Origin of the sequence: Hyphomicrobium album (assembly GCF_009708035.1) — a bacterium.
GTDB lineage: Bacteria > Pseudomonadota > Alphaproteobacteria > Rhizobiales > Hyphomicrobiaceae > Hyphomicrobium_A > Hyphomicrobium_A album.
Genome location: NZ_WMBQ01000001.1, coordinates 485,277 through 505,846, shown reverse-complemented (window position 1 = coordinate 505,846; position 20,570 = coordinate 485,277). Strand labels below are relative to the sequence as shown.

Genomic DNA, 20,570 nt, shown 5'->3' with positions numbered 1-20,570 from the left:
TTCGCGGAGAATTGCAGATGAGTGGCTACAACGCACTGCTTCTCACGCGCGCCGAGGGTGGAGTCGCGGCCTCGTGGCAGCCAATGAACGAGGCTGCGCTAGGCGACGGCGACGTGACTGTCCGGGTCACGCACTCGACGATCAACTACAAGGACGGCCTGGCGCTGACGGGTCGCCTTCCGGGCATGCGTCTACCGCTGGTGCCGGGCATCGATTTCGCCGGATCGGTCTTGGCCTCGTCGAACGCGGAGCTCGCCGCCGGCGATGGCGTTATCCTCAACGGCTGGGGTTGCGGCGAGCGGCACCCGGGCGGGTACGCCGAGCGCGCGCGTGTGCCCGGTGATTGGTTGGTCAAGCGGCCACCCGTGTTCACGAGCGCCGAGGCGATGGCCATCGGTACGGCGGGTTACACGGCCATGCTTGCGGTTCTGGCGCTCGAGGATCACGGCGTCACTCCCGACAAGGGACCGGTGCTCGTCACCGGCGCGGCGGGCGGAGTCGGCAGCGTCGCGATCGCGCTGCTAGCGAAGCTCGGCTTTCGGGTCATTGCCTCCACCGGTCGCAGCGGTGAGGCGGACTATCTGCATGGGCTCGGGGCGACGGAGGTCATCGACCGGGCCGAGCTGTCGTCGGCGCGCGGCGCGCTGGGCAAGGAGCGCTGGGCCGGGGCGATCGACGTTGCCGGATCGCACACGCTCGCCAACGTTCTCGCCATGACTCAATACGGCGGCTGCGTCGCCGCGACTGGCCTCGCGCAAGGTCTCGACCTGCCGATGTCGGTCGCGCCGTTCATCCTGCGCGGCATCACACTTGCCGGGATCGACAGCGTCATGGCGCCGAAATCGAAGCGCGTGCGGGCATGGGCGAGGCTCGCAACCGACCTCGACCGCGGCAAGCTCGCGGCGATGACGGAAACGCGGCCGCTTCTGGACGTGACCGCCCTGGCGCCGGAAATTCTCGCGGGCAAGGTGCGCGGGCGCGTCGTGCTCGAGGTCGAGTAGTTAGCGGCCCTTGAAGCGCGGTTTGCGCTTCTCTTTGAAGGCCAGGCGTCCTTCCGCGTAATCCTCGCTCGCGAAGCAGGCTTCGACCGCCGCGTCGAGCGCCGCGATGTCTGGCGTCTGCGGGTTGCGCGTCAGCTCATCGATGGTGCGTTTGGCGGCACGCACGGTGAGCGGCGCGTTGGCGGCAATGTCGCCAGCGAGAGACCGCGTCGTCTGCTCCAGCGCCTCAGCCGTCACCACAGTATTGACGAGGCCCATGGCGAGCGCCTCTGCAACTTTGAAGCGCCGTCCCGTGAACAGCATCTCCTTTGCCCGGGCCGGCGGGACGGCGGCGAGCAGGGGCCGCACCCACCGCGCATTGTAGCCGAGCCCGAGCTTGGCGGCGGGGATGGCGAATTCGGCCGCCTCGTCGGCGATGCGGATGTCGGTGCACAGGGCGATGGCGAGCCCGCCCCCGAGGCAGAAGCCGTGGATCATCGAGATCGTCGGCTTGGTGCAGCCGCTCAGCGCGTGAAAGGCCGCGTCGTTCAAGGCGTCGTAGGCTGCCGCAGCGTCGCCGGCGCGGGCGCTATCGAATTCCGAGATATCGGCACCGGCTGAGAAGGCACGGGAGCCGGCGCCACGCAACACGATCACGCGGATATCCGGGTCTGCCTCGGCTGCCGCCAGCACCTCCGGCACGGCCTTCCACATGCCGGCGGTGAAGGCGTTCATGCGGGTGGGATTGCTGGCGATGACGAAGCCGATGTCGCCGTCGCGCTCCAGGCGCAGCTCCGGTGTGTCTGACGGCATACCCTGCATGGAAATTCCTTCTCTGCGCTCGCGGCTTATAGAGCAGCGAACGCCATTCGGCCGCAATCGGGCAGGTCGTCTCAAGCGAAATGACGTGCGACCCCTGGGACAGCCGCTTGAAAAAAGTTATGGAGGTGGAGGGCGTTGACGCCGCCACGGCATATTTGTACGCCCATCTGAGCCGGAATGCGGACCGGCTGAGCGGTACGCGCCTGACGCGCGGGGAGTTCGACAATGGCAACCAAGACGCGGACGGCGGCCGACGGCAAAGTCCAGGCCTACGATCCCATTTGGTCGGAGATCCGCCGCGAGGCGGCAAGCGCGATGACCGCCGAGCCGGCGCTCGGCAGCTTCATCTATGCAACCTTGCTCAGCCACGATCGGCTGGAGGACGCCATCTGCCATCGGCTCGCCCAGCGCCTCGCGCACTCCGAGGTCGACGGCGTGCTCATCAATCAGACGTTTCAAGGCGTGCTCGAAAAGCGCCCTGAGCTCGGCGGCATCTTCCGCGCCGATCTCGCCGCCGTGTTCGATCGCGACCCGGCGTGCAACCGCTATATCGACCCGCTGCTCTACTTCAAAGGCTTCCACGCCCTCGTGACGCATCGCTTCGCCAACGCGCTGTGGCACGACGGCCGGCGCGACTTCGCGCTGTTCCTGCAGAGCCAGTCGTCGCGCACCTTCAACGTCGACATCCACCCAGCCGCCAAGTTCGGCCAGGGGATCATGCTCGACCACGCGACCGGCATCGTCGTCGGCGAGACGGCGGTTGTCGGCAACAACTGCTCGTTCCTGCATGGCGTGACGCTCGGCGGCAGCGGCAAGGAAACGGGCGACCGGCATCCGAAGATCGGCGAGAGCGTGCTCATCGGCGCGGGCGCCAAGGTGCTCGGCAACATCACCGTCGGCGACGGCTCGCGCGTGGCTGCCGGCAGCGTCGTGCTGGCGGCCGTGCCGGCGCACGTGACCGTGGCGGGCGTCCCGGCGAAGATCGTCGGCTCCGCCGGCTGCGCCGAGCCCGCGCTCGAAATGGAACAGACCTGGGTCGACGATTTCGGCGGCCTGTGAAAAAAGCCTGATAGCCAACAACCGCGGCGGCCACCGGCTGCTGCCCAAGGAGATGCTCGTGGACCCCAAGGAAGTTGCTCGCCTGCAGGCGTATCTGCGCAAGACGTTCGGCACGCCCTCGCTGGAGGTGCGCGCCCGCCCGAAGAAGAAGGACAGCGCCGAAGTCTTCGTCAACGGCGAGTTCATCGCGGTCCTGTTCCGCGAGGAGGACGAGGGCGAGACATCCTACCAGTTCCAGATGGCGATCCTCGACGTCGACCTCGAGCCGGTGTGATCGCGCATGCCGCTCTATGAGCTGGACGGCGTCGCCGTCGAGACGCCGGGCGAGGGCCGCTACTGGGTCGCGCCGACCGCGGTGCTCATCGGCCAGGTGATCCTCGAGGACGAGGCGAGCGTGTGGTTCGGCAGCGTGCTGCGCGGCGACAACGAGCCCATTCGCGTCGGTGCGCGCTCGAACGTGCAGGAAGGGTGCGTGATGCACACCGACCCGGGCTTTCCGCTCACCGTCGGCGAGGACTGCACCATCGGCCACATGGTGATGCTGCATGGCTGCACGATCGGCCGGGGCAGCCTGATCGGCATCGGCTCGATCATCCTCAACGGCGCGAACATCGGCGAGGAATGCCTAATCGGCGCCAATACACTGATCGCCGAGGGCAAGGAGATCCCGCCGCGCTCGATGGTGCTCGGTTCGCCGGGGAAGATCGTTCGCCAGCTTTCCGATGAGGACGTCAAGCGCTTCGGCGGGGCAGCCGGCCGCTACGTGAAAAACTGGAAGCGCTTCGCCGCGGGAATGAAGCCGCAGGCGTGAGCCGCCTGCGGGGTAGATGCCTTACTCGGCGCTCTGGTTCTCGAGACCCGACAGGGCGGTCGCGAGCGGGCCCTGGCGAGTGTCGAGGGCGACCCAAACCTTCGGGTTCAGATACGACTGGCGCATCACGAACTGGTAGGGCGTCTTGTTCCACATGCGCACGTCCTCGATCTTGTTGTCGAGGATGAAGTCGCCCTGCACGGTGCGGGCGGTGAGGACGGCGTGGCCCTCGCCTTTCTCGTCGCGCACGACGGTCATCAGCAGTGCGCTGACCGGCCAGCCCTTGGAAATTAGGTTGTGGCGCTTCTGCAGGGCGTAATCCTCGCAATCGCCGCGGGTGCGCGGCAGCGTCCAGTACTCGTTGACGCCGTAGACTTCGAGGTCGGTCGCCGGAGCGACGTCCTTGTTCACGGTGCGATTGATGTCGTCGAGCTCCTTGAGGCGCTCGGCGCTAGCGTCGAAACGGCTCTCCTGGCCGTGATCGCTCATGCATTCGGACTGATTGGCCTCGCAGAAGCGCACGAACCCATGCGGCGGCTGCGCGGGACCAAAGATGCGCATGAAGCTCGAGCCCTGCGCGGATGAGCGTTCGGCCTTATCGGGCTTCTCAATGTTGGACACGCCCTGGGCGCACACTGGCGTCGAAGCAAGCATGCCGGCGATAACGATAAGTGCGCTGTAGTGGACCCGCTGCATGGCCGAAAACCCCGTTACTCTTCCTCTCAAGCTACCCGACAGAACTCGAATTACGCTGAAACAACGTCCCCGGATTTGAAGCGAAAAACTCGCCGTTCCTTCATCTTCGTGGCGCAGGTCTTAAGGCCGCGCCGAACTCGCCGGCAGCGCGCAAACCCTCGTTAAAGAATTCCACCGCGATACCGCGCTCGTGGTGGCGCACGACTGTCGCGCGCCGCTTGTCGACCATCACCTCGGCGCCGAGCGGCGGTCGCGCCGGAGTGACGATTGCCGCGCCCGACATCGAGAGGTCGTGCAGCGGGCAGACCATGGTGCTCCCGTCCGGCAGAACGAGCAGGGCGGCTTCGTCCGCGGTGACGCGCGGATACTCGCGCTCCTCGCTCTCGGGAATTTCGGATTGCGCCGCCAGCCGCGGTATCTGCAAGGCAAGCTTGTCCCGCTTGCGCTGCGTGCCGCTGATCATCATGGCGAAGCTGCCGGGGAACAGACGAATGACCGTCCCCTCGATGCCACCTAGATGCATAAGGTAGACGATTAGTTTCTCGCCGACATGCAACGGGACAGGCGTCGTCATGGCGGCGCTTTCAACCGAGATGTCGATGAGGCGAGAGGGGTGATCGAGCTTGTCGGCGCGCATGAAGCGGCCAGGGAGGCTCAGAGCGTAACGCGGGTAGCGGCGCTTGTTCTGCCCCTCATATGCGGCATCGGCCAGTTCGGTGGGCCGATATGCATCCGTACTCGTTGACATAGCCGTCCCTGCGATTAGGCCGCCAACGGGCGGTCCCGCTATCCGCGAGCCAGGCCAAAACGCGTACGCTGAAGGCTCTGTTCCGCTTCTGACTATGCAGGGGGGGGGCTTAACGAACGGCTAATTGCCGCGTCATTTCTGTATCGATCGGCATGCGTGCCGATGATCCGCTTCAAAAATTCGGTAGTTGGAGATGCAGCTTGGAACGGGCGGTCAGGACTTCTCGAGGTCGCTTCTGCCGAGGCCACCCTCGAACACGCGGAACTGGCGGCGTTCGGAGCGAACCACGCGGGCGTGGCCGGAGGCGAGAAGCACCGGGATGTCACCGCGCACTCGGTCGCCGGACGCGAAGCTCGGAGCGCCGGCGGGCCAAACCAGCTCGTGTGCAATGATGCGCTTGGTGGCGAGCGGCAGCTCGCCGAGCCAGTGGGGTGGATCGAGGGGCACGAGCGCACCCAGCACGCGGTCGATGTCGTCGGCTGTATGCTTCAGAGGGAGCAACAGCACCTCGAAGGGTGTCGAGGGGCGTGCCGTGGCCGCCGCTTCCATGTGAATGGTTTCGATGGCGCCCTGCTTGGAGAGGGCCGCCATGTGGCGAACGAGGGCCAGGCGGTCGGATGCCGACCAACCGTCAAGGAAGTTCGTGCCCCGGAGTTCGCTACCGTAGATGTCGCATACGCTCGTGCCGGCGAGGCGGTAGCGATAGGTATCGGTATCGATGCGCTCGAGGATGAAAGTCGACGGCAAGATCGAGGAGATCCTCGCCGGCTCGATCTCGAACCGGCGCGGCGTCGCTCGGTCGCCACGGACCTTGTTCCAATAGGCCAGGAGCACCTGACAGGTCTTGTGTTTCAGATCCATGTGCCAGCCAGTTAGAGCCACGCCCCGTCGGGGCCCTTTAAATGGTCGTCCCGGATCGGGACAAAATCGGTCCGTTGATCCGGCTGTGGCTCTTCAGGAGCAGCATCCGTGCCAGCATTGACGGATCGTGACGGAGGCGGGACTTGCTGGGGCGGACAGCTCCCGTTAACTCTGCCCGCCTTGCGTGCGAGGCAGTGACGAGGTCCCAGTGAGCCGACATGAGCCAATGTTCAACGTGCCGGGCAGCGTGCTCGCGGTGCTCGGCGCGATGGTGGCCGTTCACCTCGTGCGGATGGGGCTGTCGCAGGATTGGGACATCTGGCTGACGTTGGCCCTGGCGTTCATCCCGACGCGCTACTCCGGGTTCGCCGCGGAGCTCCCGGGAGGAGACGTCGCTACGGTGACGTCATTTCTCACGCACACGCTTGTGCACGGGGATTGGCTGCATCTGGGTCTCAACGGCGCTTGGCTCCTCGCCTTCGGCGGAGCGGTCGCCAATCGCGTCGGAACGGTGCGCTTCCTCGCGCTGTTTGCGCTTTGCGCGGTCGTCGGCGCCGCGACGTTCCTGCTTTTCAATCAGGGTCAGATGGTGCCGATGGTCGGCGCATCGGGTGCGATCTCCGGCCTAATGGGCGCGACGATGCGATTCCTATTCACTGCAGTGGACGGGCGCGGTCTTGCCGCACTGCGGGAAGATCCGCGCTCGGCGCCGCTGATGCCACTCACCACGGCGCTCACCGATCAGCGGGTCGTGCTCGTCACGATCGTGTTTCTCTTCGCCAATATCTTAGCGGTTTTCGGCCTGGGAAGCGTGGGAACGAGTGGCATTGCCTGGGAGGCGCACATCGGTGGCTATTTCGCCGGTCTTTTGACGTTCGGATTTTTTGATGCACCGCAAACAGACAATCCATCCGGAACTGCCCGATTGCATTGAGCGTCTTGCGTCAACGGCGTGATTGCAGCACGATGACTCTCGCCGCCTCACCGCGGCCAAAGGCAGATGACTTTGCGTCGACTGCCGGGACGGCAACCTCGGGATCTGTACGCAGGGGTTTGACGTTTCCGGACTTCGGCTGTCAGAGCGCAGTGGGAGGAGATGCAAAATGAATATTGGGCAGATCTTGAAGGCGAAGGGGCGGGCGGTAGCGACGGCGCGCCCGGACGTGACGCTCCTGGAGATCGCCAGCAAGCTCGCGCAGAAAAAGATCGGCGCCATCGTCATTGTCGGCGACAACGGCGAGGTGGTGGGTATCGTCTCGGAGCGCGACGTGATCCGCAAGCTCGGCGAGCGTGGCCCCGCGGTGCTGTCCGAGCCCGTTTCCCAGAGCATGACCGCCAACGTCATCTCCTGCCAGGAGACCTCGACGCTGGACGAGCTCATGGAAGTGATGACCCAGGGCCGCTTCCGTCACGTTCCGGTCATCGAGGATGGAGCGCTGGTCGGGATCATCTCCATCGGCGACGTCGTGAAGAACCACATCGCCGAAGTGGAGATGGAAGTGACCGCCATGCGCGGCTACTTCGTCACTGGCTGACAGCCCCTAGTCACTAAGTCTCGTTAGACCTCAGGCCAGCGTCGGCACACCCGTATGCGCGCCCGGTGCAATCCGGCGCGCATCGATCTCGCGCTGCATTTCCGCGAGGTGCCGCTTGGTCGCCTCCTCGCCACGACGGATCAGCTCGTCGGCGCGGTGGAAGTCGAACAGCCCTATATCCGACAGACGCAGATTGATCATCGCATCGGGCGGGTCGCCGGCGAGGCGCGAGCGCGCGATGCGATCCTGCACGATGTTGAAGGCCTCCACCATCACGGTGGATATGCCGGGTGTCGCTTCGCTCTTGCCCAGGAGCTGTCGCTTCAGAAGACTGCGCATGCCGCTGCCGTTCTTGCCGGCGGGCTCCGGCTGCTCCTCGGCCTCCATATCGGGCTCGAGATGCGGGACAATCGTGCCGCGACCGCAGATGTCGAAGTTCAAGTTGACGGCGATCACGTAGCGCGCGCCGTGCGCACGGCAGACGGATACCGGGATGGGATTGACGAGCGCGCCGTCGAACAGCCAGCGGCCGTTGATCTTGACGGGGCGGAAAATGCCGGGAAGCGCGTAGGAGGCCCGCACGGCATCGGCGAGACGCCCGCGTGACAACCAGATCTCGTGCCCTGAGCCGAGCTCGGTGGCGACGGCGGTGAAGTGGCGATCGAGTTCCTCGATGTGCAACTCGCCCAGTTGACGCTCGAGGCGTTCGCACAGGCGCTGGCCGTTGATAAGGGCCGTGCCGGCGAAATTGAAATCGAGATAGCCGAAGATGCGGCGGCGCGTCAGCTCACGGGCGAATTCTTCCAGAGCATCGAGGTGACCGGCTGCGTGGCAGGCGCCGACGACAGCACCGATCGACGTTCCGGCGATGATGTCCGGCTTGATACCCGCCTCGTCGAGCGCCTTCAGGACACCGATATGGGCCCAGCCGCGCGCCGCGCCGCCACCCAACGCCAAACCGATCTTCGCCTTGGCCATGTCCTCACCTGTGCTGGTGTTCCGTCCGACCCCGTTTGCTTGCTTAACGCCTGGATGTGCATTTGGTGCCATGCGCGGCGACTCAGCACACCACCGCAAGTCGAAGCATACGCTACCAATATAGGTGGCCAAGATTAACCTTGCGCTATGACGCAACTGGTCTCGCACTGCGGCATGCACAAACGCACTGCAGCGACGAAACGTTCGCAATGCGATTAGGACTCGTTTCAGGCGTCGTCAGTATCGGGCGCGAGCGTCAATTGTGACGTCTCGCCAGCCGCGCCCTGGACGGGAACGAGCCGGTAAAAGCAACTGCGCCGCCCCGTGTGACACGCATGCCCGTCGCCCTCGACTGTGACACGCAACCAGATGACGTCCTGGTCGCAGTCGGTGCGCATTTCGACAATCTTAAATACGTTGCCGCTTTCGCCGCCCTTCTTCCAGAGCGCGGCGCGGGAGCGGCTCCAGAAATGGACGATGCCGGTCTCCATGCTGAGGCCCAGCGCCTCGGCGTTCATGAAAGCAAACATCAACACTTCGCCCGAGCGCGCGTCGGTGACGATCGCCGGGATGAGTCCGTCGGCGTCGAATTTGGGTCGGAAGTCGAGACCGCTCTCGACCTCGGCCTTGGAGCCGGGCGAGCGAAAGGCGTAGGTCTTCGTCGGAGCCATACAGAACCTGCTGAGTGAAGCGCGCTAGGCGCCGGGGCGCTCGCGTACGGCGTCGAGGAAGCGTCGGCGCCAGCTCTCGTCGTCGGCGAACACGCCGGTGAAGTGGGTCGTCTCCATGATCGCGCCGGGCTGATTGACGGCCCGCAGGGTCATGCACTGGTGGACGGCGCGGATCATCACCGCGACGCCCAACGGCGCCAGGCTCTGCTGGATGGTCTCGCCGATCTGAGCCGTGAGCGATTCCTGCACCTGCAACCGGCGGGCAAAAATGTCGACCACGCGGGCGAGCTTCGACAACCCGACCACCCGCTTGTTGGGCAGATAGGCGACGTGGGCGAGCCCGGTGAAGGGCGCGATGTGGTGCTCGCAGTGGCTCTCGAGCCGCACGTCGCGTAGGAGGATCATGTCGGAATAGCCCGAGACATCCTCGAAGGTGCGGGCGAGCTCGGACGCCGCGTCCTCCCGGTAGCCGCCGAACCGTTCCTCGAACGCCTCGACCACCCGCTTGGGCGTATTGGCGAGCCCGGAGCGTTCCGGGTCGTCGCCGGCCCAGGCGAGCAGGGTGCGCACGGCGTCCTCGGCCTCTTCGCGCGTCGGCGCGAGGCGTGGTGCCTTTTTGAGTTTGAGGCCCGGAATGTCGGTCACGAGGGCTCTCCTGCTTACGATTGTCGCCGGTTGCGGCTGTGCGGCAGACCGGGCGGGATGTGCGAGGCGCCCGGGTCGCCTATATTATCGGCACCCGCGCCTTGCTTGGGAAGGCCGAGGGCGTCAACCCAGCCACCGCACACAGGCGACAAATGGCCGATCTCAACGAGATCTACAACTCGAAGCTCCTGGAGCTGGCGGCACATATTCCGCATTCCGAGCGGCTGCCGGCCCCAGACGCGACCATTACCGCCCATTCGAAGCTGTGCGGGTCGACGGTGACCATCGACGTGTGCATGCGCGACGGCCGGGTGAGCGACTACGGGCAGACGGTGAAGGCGTGCCTGCTGGGCCAGGCGGCATGCGCGATCGTCGGGGCCAACATAGTGGGTGCAACCGTGGCCGAGCTGCGGGACGCCGCAGTCGCCATGCGCCGCATGCTGAAGGAGAACGGGGCGCCCCCGCAAGGCCGCTTTGCTGAGCTTGAGATCCTCGAGCCGGTGCGCCACTACAAGGCGCGGCATGGATCGGTGATGCTGGTGTTCGACGCGCTGGAGCGCGCTGTCGACGAGATCGAGGCGAAACGGGCCGGGGCGCGCGCCGACGCTGCCAGCGCCTGAGACTGTGGGGCAGTCATGGCGATTATCCGCGATCCCTTGAACCTCCCGGGGCGGCGCAAGACCATCTATCCGGCTGAGTTCGCGGCAGGCTTCGACAAGCGCATCAAACGCGCCTTGGGGGATGCCGGCGGCCTCACCCAATTCGGTGTGAACCTCACGACGCTGGAGCCGGGGGCCATGTCGGCGCTGCGCCACTGGCACAGGTACGAGGACGAGTGCGTCTTCGTGCTTGACGGCGAGGTCACGTTGATCACCGATGCCGGCGAGGACGTGCTGGGGCGGGGGATGGCGGCGACGTTCCCGGCCGGCGAGCCCAACGCACACCATCTCGTCAACCGCTCGAGCGAGCCGGCGACCTATCTCGAGATCGGAACGCGCTCGCCGGTGGAGGACGTCGTCTACCCCGACGTCGACCTGCGCTTTCAAAGGCGCGATGGCCGGGCTGGCTTCGTGCGCACGTCGGGCGAGCCTTACGAATGAGCGTTGCGGGCAGGCTGCTGAAGGCACCAATCCACCTCTACCGCTGGACGCTCAAACCCTACGTCGGCTGGAATTGCCGGCACCTGCCGACCTGCTCGGAGTACGCGCTGGCGGCGATCGACCAGAACGGTGCCTGGCGCGGGCTGTGGCTCACCATCTCCCGCTTGTCGCGCTGCCACCCGTACGGTACGCGGGGGCATGACCCCGTGCCCGATATCCGGGGCGAGCGGCATCCTCTGGCGCCCTGGCGGTATGGCCGCTGGCGCTGGGACGCGCCGCGAGCCGGCGAGGGGCGATAGCGAGACGCGATGCAGTGGTCCGATGAGGGCATCATCCTATCGGTGAAGGCCTACGGCGAGACCGCCGCGGTCGCGGAAATATTCACGCGCGCCCACGGACGCCACCTGGGCCTCGTGCACGGTGGCCGCTCGCGCCGCATGCGCCCGGTCCTGCAGACGGGCAACCATGTCGACGCGACCTGGAAGGCGCGGCTCGCCGAGCAGCTGGGGCATGTGACGGTCGAGCTGCGCAAGGGTTATGCGGCGCAGGCGATGGAGGACCCGCTCGCGCTCGCCGGACTGTCGTCGCTGTGCGCGCTGTCGCGGCTGCTGCCGGAGCGCGACCCGCACGCGGCGCTGTTCGAGGTGGCGCTGTTCGTGCTCGGCTATCTCGACGAGCCCGAGGTGTGGCCGGCACTGATGGTCCGCTGGGAGCTTGCCCTGCTCGAAGAGCTGGGCTTCGGGCTCGATCTCGTGGCGTGTGCGGCGACCGGGGCCAACGACAATCTGATCTACGTATCGCCGAAGTCGGGGCGGGCCGTGTCGGCCTCGGCGGGCGACGAGTACAAGGACCGGCTGCTGCGCCTGCCGGGCTTCCTGTTGAAAGGTCGACAAGGAGCGGCGACCAGCGCCGACGTCATCGACGGACTGGCGCTCACCGGCCATTTCCTCGAGACGCGGGTGCTGATCCCGCGCGGCGACGCCATGCCCGCGGCGCGCGTGCGGATGAAGGATCTGATCGTGCGGCGCGCGGCTGCAGCTGCCTAGTCGGCAGGCGCCGCCTCGGCGCGGCGTGGGTCGGGCGCCACCTCCACGGTCACGCCATCGGGTCCCGCCTTGACGGAATAGACCTGCCCGTCGCGTGCCTCGTAGCGTCCGGCGGCTTTGCCTTTGCCGCCGCCGACGATGTCGATCGTGCCCGGCATGCACGGCGTGTGGGTCATGTACTGTTCGCGCGCCAGGTCGTAGCGCTTGCCGGCGAATTCGTAGGCGACCGACTTGCTGCCGACGTTCTCCACCTTGAAGGCGTAGCGCTGCGTGCGCGGGCGCCCGAACAGCTGCACGGCGATGTAGCGCTGATCGTCGGGCGAGGCGCGCACCACGGCGACGCCGATGTCGGCCAGGTGCGGCAGCATCAGGTTGCGCAAGTGGCCGGGCGATCCCTCCCATCCTTGCATCGTGCGCCGGGCGAAATCCTGCGAGGAAAACCCGCCGCGGTAGTCGGCCATCGCCAGGTTCTCGGCGATCTGGCAGTAGGCGTAGCCCGACCTCTGCGCCCGCGTGGCCGGCGTCGTCTCGCCCAACGTGTGCGACAGCTCCCGCCCTTCGGCGAGAGTTTCGGCATAGGCGCGCGCCGCCTCGGCGAGCTTCGGGTTGGGACGCACCGTCGCTAAGTTATGCTTCTTGCGGAAGGCATTCGTCATTTCGACGATGGCCACTTCGGCGGCGGGGATGTCGGCGGTGATCGGCATGCGTGCGCCACCAGAGGCACAGGGAGCAACGCCGTCAGTCTCCCCGGAAACAGAGAGCGGCGCCAGGGCAAGCCGAGTGCGCGGTGAATAATCCGTGCTCCGCCGGGGCTTGCCGAGTAGCTTTCAGCGCTTGCCGCCGACCTCGACGGCAATGCCGGAGGCGGAGGATTTGAGGGTATAGAGCTGTCCGTCGGCCGCCTCATAGCGGGCGGCGACCGCCGGCTTCGCCCCGGTCGCGAACGCTATCGTTCCCGGCAGACACGCCGTGTGGGTGATGATCTCGCGCGGGGCGATGGCGTTGTCCTTGCCGCTGAAGGTGTAGGAGACCGCGCGCTCCGCCCGGTTCATGATCTTGAACGAGTACTTCGTCGCCTCGGGACGGGCGAACAGCTGCACGGCGATGTACTGCGGCTCTGTGGGCGAGCTGCGCACCACACCGACGCCCGTCTCGGTGACGAACGGCAGCAGCATGTTCTTGCGGTGGCCGGGCGAGTCCTCCCACCCTTGCACCGCGCGCTTGGCGTACTCGCCGGCGGTGAAGCCGCGCGTGTCGAGGATCGTCGCGAGGTTCTCGCCCACCTGGCAGTAGCGATAGCCGGCGGACGCGACGCGATCGGACGGCGTGGTCCCATCGGCAGTGTGCGACAGCGCCCGATAGCCGGTGAGCGTCGTGGCGTAGGCGCGCGCCGCGGCGGTGAGCTGCGGGTTCTGCCGCACCGGCGCGAGCTTGTTCTGCGCCCGGAAGGCGTTGGTCATTTCGATGATGGCGGCTTCCGCCGCCGGCAGATCGGGGAGCGCGGGCATCAGTGCCCCAATTCCGAAGTTCGCCGGAGTTTGCTGCCGGGACCTGGAGCGAACTTCGGAATTAGGAGGGGCACTGAGATCATCGATTGGCTAGTGTGATTCAGATCGAGAAATTCGCTCGGCCCTTCGCGACGCATGATGGCGAATTTCCCGATCATCACACTAGTCGTCGCCGTCGCGCGCTTCGACGTGAAACTTGTGCAGCACGCGATGGAAAATCGGCGCCAGCACGAAGCCGGTGGCGATGACGATGATGAGCCCGGAGAAGATCGCGTAGCAGCCGGCGAACACCTTGCCGGCTTCCGTCTTCAGCTCGGCCGCCGGTCCCATGCCGGACAGGATCATCGAGGCGTTGAGGAAGGCATCGGTGAGGTTCATGCCCTCGAAGTGGGCGTAGCCGGCGATGCCGATGGCCAAGCCGAACGCGGTCAGCGCCAGCCACAGGCCGATGGCCCGGGCCAGCCGCTCGGCGAACACCAGGCGCGGCGCCACCTTGTGATGGCGCTTTTCGAAACTGGTCAGGCTGGCGATAATGGTGGGTCTCTGCTGCACCGGGCGAATGTAAGCGCGCCGCGGCGGTTCAACAATGCGCGTCGCGCCTATACCGGGCGCCTGTCCGCAACCCTATATTGAGGAGTGCGGCGGCATATCTGCCGCTGATCTCACCCAAAAGGTCCGCCCATGAGCCGCGCCTTCGTGAAGGAGCAGGAGAGTGTCGAGGAGCTGCCGGAGCGCCTGATCTCCGAGCACGCAAACCTCGTGACGCCCGCTGGCCTCAAGCACATCGAGGCCGAGGTGGCGCGCTATGACGCGGCACATGCGGCAGCGCAGGCCGAGGGCGATCGCGAGGCGATGGCGGCGACGGCGCGCGAGCTGCGCTACTGGAGCACGCGGCTCGGCACGGCGGAGTTGGTGCGCGTGCCGGCGGACGGCGACCACGTGCACTTCGGCTCCACGGTGACCATCGAGCGCGAGGACGGCCGGCGGCAGACGTATCGCATCGTCGGCGAGGACGAGGCCGACCCGGCGAAGGGCTCGGTCTCCTTCGTATCGCCCCTGGCCCGGTCGCTCGTCGGCAAGGCGGTGGGCGACACTGTCAAGGTCGCCGGCACCGACGCCGAGATCACGGAGATAGAGTAATCCGCCTCCAGTACAATTCCGGGCATGTAGATGCACCACAAATCGAGTGCTTGACGTGTGTTATGCCGTTGTTTACACCGAGCCACATGGCAAGTGGGCAAAACAAGCTTCAGGCGCTCGATGAATCCCAAGCATTCTCGGATGGGAAGACCTCTGCAGTACGTTGCGAAAGCGCCGAAGAACTCTCTACTCTTTCGTCGTTGATCGAGGCGACATCGCCGAGCTACCTCACCTCGCTGGAAGCGCTGACGTCGTTGAACTCGATCACGGCGCTGGGAGGGCTGACGTCGCGCAGCGTGCTCACCTCGCTTGAAGCGCTGACGTCGTCGGGCTTGCTCTCCACGCCGGAAGTGCCGACGACCCCCAGCTACCTCACCTCGCTGGAAGCGCTGACGTCGTTGGACTCGATCACGGCGCTGGGAGGGCTGACGTCGCGCAGCGTGCTCGCCTCGCTGGAAGCGCTGACGTCGTCGAGCTCGCTTACCTCATGCGCGCGCTCGGAGCTGACCGAATTTGCCGCGTCGTTGTTCCAAGACTGCGATACTTCGCTGGTCTGTGATGACAGGGGTGGCCCCAACTGCGAAAGTGACAGGCCACCGACAGAAGGCGACTACGTATACGCGTGGCGAGCCGATGGCCGCCAAGTTGTTCCAGAATTTGCAAGCCAACTAGTCGCCGTTCAGCTCGAAAAGTACGTCAAAGCCAAGAGGCTGGACTCCCAGCGCCATTTTTGGCGCTTCCTCGAGTGCGTCGATGCTCGATGGGAGGTTCTAGAATCTGACGTTTGGCAAGGCATCCGAGCGGCGAACGCCATTTCCTGGGATGATGACGCGGTTTACGACGTCTCTCAACGTGCCCTCCGACGCATTTGGCAGAGGACGATCGAAGAGTTCTCCAGCGTTGGGTCGGTCTTATCCGCCTCAAAGTTCTGCGGTTTGCTTCGCGATAAATTGCGCGAAGGGGTCCTTGGGTTATCCACCGTATCGCTGCGCCCCCGACGAGCTAAGGGGCATACCTGCGCGCCTTCGACGAGCGTCCAAATTCGGACATTCGCCATCCTGAGCGGAACGCCACCTCCGTCTGAACCTGCATGCAGTTTGCAGCGCAGATTTGGACCTACAATTGGAGATGGCAATGGCTCAGTTTCTCGATTTACGGACAGAACAGGTTTACCTCACGCGCTTCCATCAAAAGCTGACCGGCAAGGTGTGCGTGGCGGCTCACGAGGTCATGCATTTGCTAATTGCGGCGCGCAGCCTGCAAGACGTGGGTGTTATCGGGCGGATTCACCGGCTGAAGGTTGCACGTTTTGGACTGCACGCCGAGGGGCGCTGGTTCGTGACGTTCGTCTGGGACGACCTCTCAGGAGCGCATTCACTGCTACTGGAGCGTTTGAAAATCGGGAGCTAAGGCATGTCAAATCGCGGCAGGCTAGCGCCGCCAATTTCACCTGGACACGTGTTGCGCACGAGAATTCTTCGCGACACCAACATTACGCAGGAGGAGTTGGCTGAAGCGATTGGCGTCTCGCGATTTTCCATCAACCAAGTCATGAACGGGCGAAGGGCGGTGACGGCAGAAATGGCCCTACGCTTGGCACACGCTACAAGCACGACGCCGGAGTTCTGGCTAAATCTACAGCGTGACGTCGACCTCTATAACGCTCACTTGAAGATCGGCGCGGAGCTAAAGAAGCTCACGGTCGTCCGGAAACCGAAGTCTGAGGATGAGCTATTCGCGAAATAGGGAGCGATTCAGAGGCTAGCTGCCTTGGCCGATGGGGAAGGTGCGCTGCCAGGCGCCGCCGCCGGAATCGCGCGCGCTGATCGACAGCGTCTCCGCGCCGTTGGTGCGGTAGTCGAAGTCGATCACCGGGTCCTGCGCCATGGTCATCGAGCCCTGCATGGCGAACACGCGCTCCTCGCCCTGGCGTACCTCCAGGTCGGTGATGATGCGCAGCGGCACGTAGAGCAGCGTCAGCTGGTCGAGCACCATGCCGGTGTGGTTGGGGTGCATGACCTTGAGGCGGGCGCGCGGCTCGATTTGCGTCGCCTCCGCCTGCTTCGACAGCGGCTCGAGGCTCATCTTGCCCATGCTGGCGGCGATCTGCTCCGGGCTGCCCGAGGGCGGTGCCGAGCAGGCCGCCTGGCCGCCGGCGAAGCGCACGAAGCGCTCGGCCATGTAGAGCTTGCCGTCGGACGCCTCGACGATGGCGCGCACGTCCGTTCCGGCGTTGAGGCGCAGCTTGGTGGCCAGGTGGAAGTGCTCGCGCGTGCCGCCGATGTCGAAGCGCGCGGCGACGGGCGAGGGGTTCTCGTCGACGATCAGGGTGACGGCGCGGACGCTGCGGCCGTCGGCGAACTTGGCCTCGACCTCGATGGGCACGGCGCGCTGGTCGAGCGGGCGGAAGGGAGCGGTGAGGACGACCGCGTCACCGGCGGGCTCGATGGTGCGACCGGCGAATACTCCGGCGCGGATCTCGTCCCACGCCTTGCCGGCTTTGGCCTGCGGCGCAGCCGCGAGGCTGGATAGGCTCACGGCGACGGCAACGGCGAGCATCGGGACGGCGCGGCGCATGAGGCGATTCCTCGTTCTTCTATGCGCGGGGAGTATGCCTTCCCGCGGGAATTGCCACAATGGCCCGAACACGGAGGATGGGATTGGCGGTGCGCTTTCGCAGCGGGCGGTGCGGTCGATGCAACGCGTGACCGAAAACGAACGTCGGGCCAAGACGTTACGGCCCCGCCGGCGCGTTGCCTGGGGTTGAAGAGAGCAAAGCTGACCCAGCTACGGGCATTGAGGCCCGGGGAGCGCGCTGGCCACGAGCACGCTCAGCACGCGCGTCACCAGCAGCTGGGGATCGGCCGGCTTGGACACGATCTCCCATTTGTTGCACTCGCCCTCGACGTTGGTATAGCCACTGTAAATGACGAACGGAATTTTCCGCGCCGTCAATTGGTGACACAAGTCATCGGCCGTCCCGCCCTGCAGCCGGTAATCGAGGATCGAAGCAGTGATCGGCTCCGCGGCCAGCAGAGCCAGCGCCTCCTGGACCGACCGCGCCGCCAGCACACGCGCGCCTACTTCCTCAAGTATCCGCTGGATTTCGAGCAGAATGAAAGGTTCGTCCTCGACGACGAGGATCGTCTGCGCGTCTAAGCGGTCGGTTGACATTGGATTAGGCCTCCACGCGTCGGGAGCCACCGGCTTTCACCCCAACGGCTTCCCCAAAGTCGACGATGATGGTCGTGAGCCCAGATAGACAGGGCATTGTGGGTACCTTCGGGTGCGCGACGCGGTCGCGCTACCGCAGGAGCGGGTCATTTGGACCCCGCAGTTCCAAGCGACAGTACCACAAGCGCTGCAACGACTGACCCAAATGCGGGCCCGCTTGAGCATATGTGGTGGGTGGGTACGTCAGCGTGGACTGAGGCCGTTTGCTCGGACTGTAGCAACTTCGCGTTCCGCGATGAGCTTCAAGAGCTCATTGATGCGTTGGGTGCGCGCATCGAGGGCCGCAATATTGGCGCGAAGCCTCATCTCGGCCCCGATATCCGTAATCCATTTTGAAAGCTCAGTTGGCATCGGAGGGGGCGCCTTTCGTTAGGCCTAAGCCCCACCTGGGCAATAGGTTCCGCTGAAAGTCCGAAAACGCACATTCGCTCAAATTAGGTAATTCCCAAGTAGGGCGGCCCTGCACTAGGCGGCGCTGACGCTGCCGGGCGCGATGTCGGTCAGGCATTGACGACGCGTGGCGCTTCCAGCGGGTCCGCATCGGCATCCGGCGATTGCGCAGGAGTGGCGCGCTCGACCGGCCGCTTGATCAGCGCGACGAGGGTGTAGCTGATGATCAGCAGCAGGAACCAAGAGCCGAACTTGCCGGCGCTCACCAGCGACCAGACACTTCGCTGGTTCGGATAGAGCCACGTCCGCGTGAACGTCCCGACGTTCTCGGCGATCCAGATGAATGCCGTCACGAGCAACAGTCCCAGCAACAGCGGCATCCACCGGTAGGTTTGCCAGTTGACGAAGTAGACGCGCGTGCGCGCGAACAGGACGCCAGCCGCAATGAATAGGACCGAGCGCGCATCGGGCAGGTAGTGGTGCGCAAAGAAATTGGCGTAGATCGCGACGCTCAGGGCGGCGAGCCAGGCGATCGGCGGATGCGCCCTGAACTCGAAGTGGAAGAGGGTCCACGCGCGGCACAGATAGCTGCCGATACACGAGTACATGAAGCCGGAGAACAGCGGCACGCCGGCAATGCGGAAGAAGCTCTCCTCCGGATAGATCCAGGAGCCGGCCGAGGTCTTGAAGATCTCCATCACCGTTCCGACGACGTGGTAGGCGGCGATGACCTTGGCCTCCTCGATCGTCTCCAGCCCGAAGCCGAGCAGCGACACCTGCAGGAAGAGCGCCGCGAGGAAGAGAAAGTCGTAGCGCGCCAATGCCGCGTCGTGCGGATAGAAGAAATACGTCCCAAGCAACAGCGACAGCATCAGCGCGCCGAACAGGCACGCCCATGCCTGCTTCATGCCGAAGCGGAGAAATTCGTAGATTGCCGCCGTCGCGGGGCGGCGGCTCATGTGCGCGGCGACGTGCGACTCCGCCGCCACGAACTGGCGCAGCACGGGCCATGCGGATGCGCCGCTTCGCTCTATCGTGGTGTCTGGCAAAGGATGCTCTGGCAGGAGGCCGTTGGTTCGGCCGAGACTGCGGATCGAGTGTGCCGAAAGTTCGGCCGTGCCTCCGCGGCGGCAGGATCGGGGCTATCCGACAGCAAAGGGCGGGCACCAAGGCCCGCCGCCGGCTAAGTGTCGTCGATCTCGATTAGGCGCAGCTTTCCATCGGTTCCGAGTTCGAGGTCGGCGGAGACGGAACCTGCATCGTCGTCGTCGATGGTGATTTCCACGATTCCGTCGGGCCGAAATGTTGCGCTGGCCAGCCGCGGGGCGTCGGCCTTGCCGAAGTCCGGATTGGCCTCCTGGACGAGGTGTGCGCCCGATGCAACCTGTGCCGCGAGCCCGGGGATTACCTCGCGTGCGCGCGCGAGCGCCGGCGCGAAGTTCCCTGACGGATCGGCAAAGAGGGAACAGCTCGGTCCATACTCGCTGGTTTCGTTGTAGTGCGCTGGCCGCTCCGGTCTGAACGTGAACGTTCCGAGCACTCGATCATCGAGGATGAGCGGCAGCGCGCTCCCCAGGATCGCGCCGGGCTCTGCCGGCCCCACAACGTCCAGCGGGGCACGACCGACGAGCTTGTCTAACCCCCGCGCGATTTCGGCTTTCGAAAATCCCGGCGGTCCGAACGCGCCATCGGCGATGACTCGAAAAAGCTCATCGCCGGTTGTCGTGACGTCGACGCCGCCCGCGCGAATGATAAAGGTGCTTCCCTTTGCGGAGATGGCATCGATCCACGTCCCCTCAGGTAGGGTGAATTCGTGCCACGACAGCGTGCCGCTCGGGTCGCGCCGAAGGAGCACAAGGGCTGTCCGCGCCGATGTGCCGGGCCAGGGGTTGCGATCGGGTTGCGCCGAGTAGGCGTACCAGCGCCCTTCGCGCTCGGCGCCGAACTGGTTACGAGCCACCAGCACATATTGGCGATCTGCCGTCGCCGCGCGCGCCGGATCGGCGGCGAGGTAGGCGTCGAGCGGCGCGGTCTCGCCAGCCTCGGCCTTCGCCAGGAGTTGAAAGAGCGCGGTCCCGTAATCTGGATTGTCCGTCATTTGCAAACCCGAGTGGGGGGACATTTGTTGGCAAGAGATAGCGGCTTAGGAAGTCTGCACAACCCAAAAGCGGACCACGCGCGGCGGGCTTGCAAACTTCTGCGCTGCACTATCAGTCGGAATCTTAATGGGGTTGGATGACATTCGGGGATCGCTTGACCGTGGCTTAGCGCAAGGGAAGACGATGCCCAGCGACATACATCCGGTAGCCGAGCCAGTCGCCGGCCCCTACCTGTACCGCCGCCGGA

27 protein-coding genes are annotated in these 20,570 nt (G+C 65.3%); 13 read left to right on the top strand and 14 right to left on the bottom strand.

Annotated features, from left to right (window positions below):
- Positions 1-17 precede the first annotated feature (17 nt).
- Positions 18-1,001 carry an acrylyl-CoA reductase (NADPH) gene (acuI, locus tag GIW81_RS02445; protein ID WP_154737750.1) on the top strand — a complete coding sequence of 328 codons (984 nt, stop codon included), beginning with the start codon at positions 18-20 and terminating at the stop codon, positions 999-1,001.
- On the opposite strand, the gene GIW81_RS02440 is transcribed toward acuI, so the two are convergent.
- Positions 1,002-1,802, bottom strand: coding sequence for an enoyl-CoA hydratase (locus tag GIW81_RS02440; protein WP_154737749.1), 801 nt, complete (start codon positions 1,800-1,802; stop codon positions 1,002-1,004).
- Between the two features lie 225 nt (positions 1,803-2,027).
- Here GIW81_RS02440 and cysE point away from each other — a divergent pair, with 225 nt between their 5' ends.
- The 3 genes from cysE to GIW81_RS02425 are packed head-to-tail and all read left to right on the top strand — an operon-like array spanning position 2,028 to position 3,672.
- Positions 2,028-2,861 (top strand): serine O-acetyltransferase, encoded by an 834-nt coding sequence (cysE, locus tag GIW81_RS02435; protein WP_154737748.1) that lies wholly within the window; start codon positions 2,028-2,030, stop codon positions 2,859-2,861.
- Positions 2,862-2,913: 52 nt separating this feature from the next.
- Positions 2,914-3,135, top strand: coding sequence for a DUF3126 family protein (locus GIW81_RS02430; protein ID WP_154737747.1), 222 nt, complete (start codon positions 2,914-2,916; stop codon positions 3,133-3,135).
- A gap of 6 nt (positions 3,136-3,141) precedes the next feature.
- Positions 3,142-3,672: a gamma carbonic anhydrase family protein gene (locus tag GIW81_RS02425; RefSeq protein ID WP_154737746.1), complete on the top strand. Its 531-nt coding sequence runs from the start codon at positions 3,142-3,144 to the stop codon at positions 3,670-3,672.
- Positions 3,673-3,693: 21 nt separating this feature from the next.
- Here GIW81_RS02425 and GIW81_RS02420 read toward each other — a convergent pair whose 3' ends face one another.
- The 3 genes from GIW81_RS02420 to GIW81_RS02410 form a co-directional block, all read right to left on the bottom strand.
- Positions 3,694-4,368, bottom strand: coding sequence for a transglutaminase-like cysteine peptidase (locus tag GIW81_RS02420; RefSeq protein ID WP_229309059.1), 675 nt, complete (start codon positions 4,366-4,368; stop codon positions 3,694-3,696).
- A 100-nt stretch (positions 4,369-4,468) separates the two neighbouring features.
- Entirely contained in the window at positions 4,469-5,116 is a 648-nt protein-coding gene (locus GIW81_RS02415; protein WP_154737745.1) for a PilZ domain-containing protein, read from the bottom strand.
- A gap of 213 nt (positions 5,117-5,329) precedes the next feature.
- Positions 5,330-5,977 carry a PAS domain-containing protein gene (locus GIW81_RS02410; RefSeq protein WP_154737744.1) on the bottom strand — a complete coding sequence of 216 codons (648 nt, stop codon included), beginning with the start codon at positions 5,975-5,977 and terminating at the stop codon, positions 5,330-5,332.
- A gap of 208 nt (positions 5,978-6,185) precedes the next feature.
- Here GIW81_RS02410 and GIW81_RS02405 point away from each other — a divergent pair, with 208 nt between their 5' ends.
- Complete coding sequence (locus tag GIW81_RS02405; protein WP_324614868.1) at positions 6,186-6,911, top strand: rhomboid family intramembrane serine protease; 726 nt, start codon at positions 6,186-6,188, stop codon at positions 6,909-6,911.
- 169 nt (positions 6,912-7,080) lie between these two features.
- The gene (locus tag GIW81_RS02400; RefSeq protein ID WP_154737743.1) at positions 7,081-7,512 is read left to right on the top strand and encodes a CBS domain-containing protein; all 432 of its coding nucleotides are present in this window, start codon (positions 7,081-7,083) and stop codon (positions 7,510-7,512) included.
- A gap of 30 nt (positions 7,513-7,542) precedes the next feature.
- Here GIW81_RS02400 and GIW81_RS02395 read toward each other — a convergent pair whose 3' ends face one another.
- The 3 genes from GIW81_RS02395 to folE form a co-directional block, all read right to left on the bottom strand.
- Positions 7,543-8,490, bottom strand: coding sequence for a patatin-like phospholipase family protein (locus tag GIW81_RS02395; RefSeq protein ID WP_154737742.1), 948 nt, complete (start codon positions 8,488-8,490; stop codon positions 7,543-7,545).
- A 227-nt stretch (positions 8,491-8,717) separates the two neighbouring features.
- On the bottom strand, positions 8,718-9,161 hold the full coding sequence (hisI, locus tag GIW81_RS02390; RefSeq protein WP_154737741.1) for a phosphoribosyl-AMP cyclohydrolase: 444 nt from the start codon (positions 9,159-9,161) through the stop codon (positions 8,718-8,720).
- 24 nt (positions 9,162-9,185) lie between these two features.
- Positions 9,186-9,806 carry a GTP cyclohydrolase I FolE gene (gene folE / locus GIW81_RS02385; RefSeq protein WP_324614867.1) on the bottom strand — a complete coding sequence of 207 codons (621 nt, stop codon included), beginning with the start codon at positions 9,804-9,806 and terminating at the stop codon, positions 9,186-9,188.
- 152 nt (positions 9,807-9,958) lie between these two features.
- Between folE and GIW81_RS02380 the strand changes: the two genes are divergently transcribed.
- The 4 genes from GIW81_RS02380 to recO are packed head-to-tail and all read left to right on the top strand — an operon-like array spanning position 9,959 to position 11,952.
- Positions 9,959-10,426: an iron-sulfur cluster assembly scaffold protein gene (locus tag GIW81_RS02380; RefSeq protein WP_154737740.1), complete on the top strand. Its 468-nt coding sequence runs from the start codon at positions 9,959-9,961 to the stop codon at positions 10,424-10,426.
- Positions 10,427-10,441: 15 nt separating this feature from the next.
- Positions 10,442-10,906, top strand: a complete 465-nt coding sequence (locus GIW81_RS02375; protein WP_154737739.1) for a cupin domain-containing protein — start codon at positions 10,442-10,444, stop codon at positions 10,904-10,906.
- Positions 10,903-11,205, top strand: coding sequence for a membrane protein insertion efficiency factor YidD (yidD, locus tag GIW81_RS02370; protein ID WP_154737738.1), 303 nt, complete (start codon positions 10,903-10,905; stop codon positions 11,203-11,205). The genes GIW81_RS02375 and yidD overlap by 4 nt, the downstream gene beginning before the upstream one ends.
- A gap of 9 nt (positions 11,206-11,214) precedes the next feature.
- Positions 11,215-11,952 (top strand): DNA repair protein RecO, encoded by a 738-nt coding sequence (gene recO, locus GIW81_RS02365; protein WP_154737737.1) that lies wholly within the window; start codon positions 11,215-11,217, stop codon positions 11,950-11,952.
- On the opposite strand, the gene GIW81_RS02360 is transcribed toward recO, so the two are convergent.
- The 3 genes from GIW81_RS02360 to GIW81_RS02350 form a co-directional block, all read right to left on the bottom strand.
- The gene (locus GIW81_RS02360; protein WP_154737736.1) at positions 11,949-12,656 is read right to left on the bottom strand and encodes a CAP domain-containing protein; all 708 of its coding nucleotides are present in this window, start codon (positions 12,654-12,656) and stop codon (positions 11,949-11,951) included. The two genes, recO and GIW81_RS02360, sit on opposite strands and share 4 nt — an antisense overlap.
- A 123-nt stretch (positions 12,657-12,779) precedes the next feature.
- A complete protein-coding gene (locus tag GIW81_RS02355; protein ID WP_154737735.1) occupies positions 12,780-13,460 on the bottom strand; it encodes a CAP domain-containing protein in 681 nt (226 codons plus the stop codon).
- Positions 13,461-13,622: 162 nt separating this feature from the next.
- Positions 13,623-14,012 (bottom strand): hypothetical protein, encoded by a 390-nt coding sequence (locus GIW81_RS02350; RefSeq protein ID WP_195930317.1) that lies wholly within the window; start codon positions 14,010-14,012, stop codon positions 13,623-13,625.
- Between the two features lie 129 nt (positions 14,013-14,141).
- Here GIW81_RS02350 and greA point away from each other — a divergent pair, with 129 nt between their 5' ends.
- The 3 genes from greA to GIW81_RS02335 all read left to right on the top strand — a co-directional run bounded on the left by greA (position 14,142) and on the right by GIW81_RS02335 (position 16,346).
- The gene (gene greA / locus GIW81_RS02345; protein ID WP_154737734.1) at positions 14,142-14,600 is read left to right on the top strand and encodes a transcription elongation factor GreA; all 459 of its coding nucleotides are present in this window, start codon (positions 14,142-14,144) and stop codon (positions 14,598-14,600) included.
- A 1,134-nt stretch (positions 14,601-15,734) separates the two neighbouring features.
- The gene (locus GIW81_RS02340) at positions 15,735-16,010 is read left to right on the top strand and encodes a hypothetical protein (protein WP_154737733.1); all 276 of its coding nucleotides are present in this window, start codon (positions 15,735-15,737) and stop codon (positions 16,008-16,010) included.
- Between the two features lie 3 nt (positions 16,011-16,013).
- Positions 16,014-16,346 carry a HigA family addiction module antitoxin gene (locus GIW81_RS02335; protein ID WP_154737732.1) on the top strand — a complete coding sequence of 111 codons (333 nt, stop codon included), beginning with the start codon at positions 16,014-16,016 and terminating at the stop codon, positions 16,344-16,346.
- A 15-nt stretch (positions 16,347-16,361) separates the two neighbouring features.
- Here GIW81_RS02335 and GIW81_RS02330 read toward each other — a convergent pair whose 3' ends face one another.
- The 4 genes from GIW81_RS02330 to GIW81_RS02315 all read right to left on the bottom strand — a co-directional run bounded on the left by GIW81_RS02330 (position 16,362) and on the right by GIW81_RS02315 (position 20,322).
- Entirely contained in the window at positions 16,362-17,177 is an 816-nt protein-coding gene (locus GIW81_RS02330) for a quinoprotein dehydrogenase-associated SoxYZ-like carrier (protein ID WP_154737731.1), read from the bottom strand.
- Between the two features lie 210 nt (positions 17,178-17,387).
- Entirely contained in the window at positions 17,388-17,774 is a 387-nt protein-coding gene (locus GIW81_RS02325; RefSeq protein ID WP_154737730.1) for a response regulator, read from the bottom strand.
- 560 nt (positions 17,775-18,334) lie between these two features.
- Positions 18,335-19,273: a DUF817 domain-containing protein gene (locus GIW81_RS02320; RefSeq protein WP_407658151.1), complete on the bottom strand. Its 939-nt coding sequence runs from the start codon at positions 19,271-19,273 to the stop codon at positions 18,335-18,337.
- Positions 19,274-19,407: 134 nt separating this feature from the next.
- The gene (locus GIW81_RS02315) at positions 19,408-20,322 is read right to left on the bottom strand and encodes a hypothetical protein (RefSeq protein ID WP_154737729.1); all 915 of its coding nucleotides are present in this window, start codon (positions 20,320-20,322) and stop codon (positions 19,408-19,410) included.
- Positions 20,323-20,570 lie beyond the last annotated feature (248 nt).

Bases quoted from the DNA above. Each gene is read 5' to 3' on its own strand.
- GIW81_RS02420 (WP_229309059.1), bottom strand. From the start codon at position 4,368: ATGCAGCGGGTCCACTACAGCGCACTTATCGTTATCGCCGGCATGCTT.
- yidD (WP_154737738.1), top strand. From the start codon at position 10,903: ATGAGCGTTGCGGGCAGGCTGCTGAAGGCACCAATCCACCTCTACCGC.
- hisI (WP_154737741.1), bottom strand. From the start codon at position 9,161: ATGGCTCCGACGAAGACCTACGCCTTTCGCTCGCCCGGCTCCAAGGCC.
- GIW81_RS02440 (WP_154737749.1), bottom strand. From the start codon at position 1,802: ATGCAGGGTATGCCGTCAGACACACCGGAGCTGCGCCTGGAGCGCGAC.
- GIW81_RS02330 (WP_154737731.1), bottom strand. From the start codon at position 17,177: ATGCGCCGCGCCGTCCCGATGCTCGCCGTTGCCGTCGCCGTGAGCCTA.
- acuI (WP_154737750.1), top strand. From the start codon at position 18: ATGAGTGGCTACAACGCACTGCTTCTCACGCGCGCCGAGGGTGGAGTC.
- GIW81_RS02375 (WP_154737739.1), top strand. From the start codon at position 10,442: ATGGCGATTATCCGCGATCCCTTGAACCTCCCGGGGCGGCGCAAGACC.
- GIW81_RS02400 (WP_154737743.1), top strand. From the start codon at position 7,081: ATGAATATTGGGCAGATCTTGAAGGCGAAGGGGCGGGCGGTAGCGACG.
- cysE (WP_154737748.1), top strand. From the start codon at position 2,028: ATGGCAACCAAGACGCGGACGGCGGCCGACGGCAAAGTCCAGGCCTAC.
- greA (WP_154737734.1), top strand. From the start codon at position 14,142: ATGAGCCGCGCCTTCGTGAAGGAGCAGGAGAGTGTCGAGGAGCTGCCG.
- recO (WP_154737737.1), top strand. From the start codon at position 11,215: ATGCAGTGGTCCGATGAGGGCATCATCCTATCGGTGAAGGCCTACGGC.
- GIW81_RS02315 (WP_154737729.1), bottom strand. From the start codon at position 20,322: ATGACGGACAATCCAGATTACGGGACCGCGCTCTTTCAACTCCTGGCG.
- GIW81_RS02380 (WP_154737740.1), top strand. From the start codon at position 9,959: ATGGCCGATCTCAACGAGATCTACAACTCGAAGCTCCTGGAGCTGGCG.
- GIW81_RS02415 (WP_154737745.1), bottom strand. From the start codon at position 5,116: ATGTCAACGAGTACGGATGCATATCGGCCCACCGAACTGGCCGATGCC.
- GIW81_RS02355 (WP_154737735.1), bottom strand. From the start codon at position 13,460: ATGCCCGCGCTCCCCGATCTGCCGGCGGCGGAAGCCGCCATCATCGAA.
- GIW81_RS02325 (WP_154737730.1), bottom strand. From the start codon at position 17,774: ATGTCAACCGACCGCTTAGACGCGCAGACGATCCTCGTCGTCGAGGAC.
- GIW81_RS02395 (WP_154737742.1), bottom strand. From the start codon at position 8,490: ATGGCCAAGGCGAAGATCGGTTTGGCGTTGGGTGGCGGCGCGGCGCGC.
- GIW81_RS02425 (WP_154737746.1), top strand. From the start codon at position 3,142: ATGCCGCTCTATGAGCTGGACGGCGTCGCCGTCGAGACGCCGGGCGAG.
- GIW81_RS02430 (WP_154737747.1), top strand. From the start codon at position 2,914: ATGCTCGTGGACCCCAAGGAAGTTGCTCGCCTGCAGGCGTATCTGCGC.
- GIW81_RS02410 (WP_154737744.1), bottom strand. From the start codon at position 5,977: ATGGATCTGAAACACAAGACCTGTCAGGTGCTCCTGGCCTATTGGAAC.
- GIW81_RS02335 (WP_154737732.1), top strand. From the start codon at position 16,014: ATGTCAAATCGCGGCAGGCTAGCGCCGCCAATTTCACCTGGACACGTG.
- GIW81_RS02360 (WP_154737736.1), bottom strand. From the start codon at position 12,656: ATGCCGATCACCGCCGACATCCCCGCCGCCGAAGTGGCCATCGTCGAA.
- GIW81_RS02340 (WP_154737733.1), top strand. From the start codon at position 15,735: ATGGCTCAGTTTCTCGATTTACGGACAGAACAGGTTTACCTCACGCGC.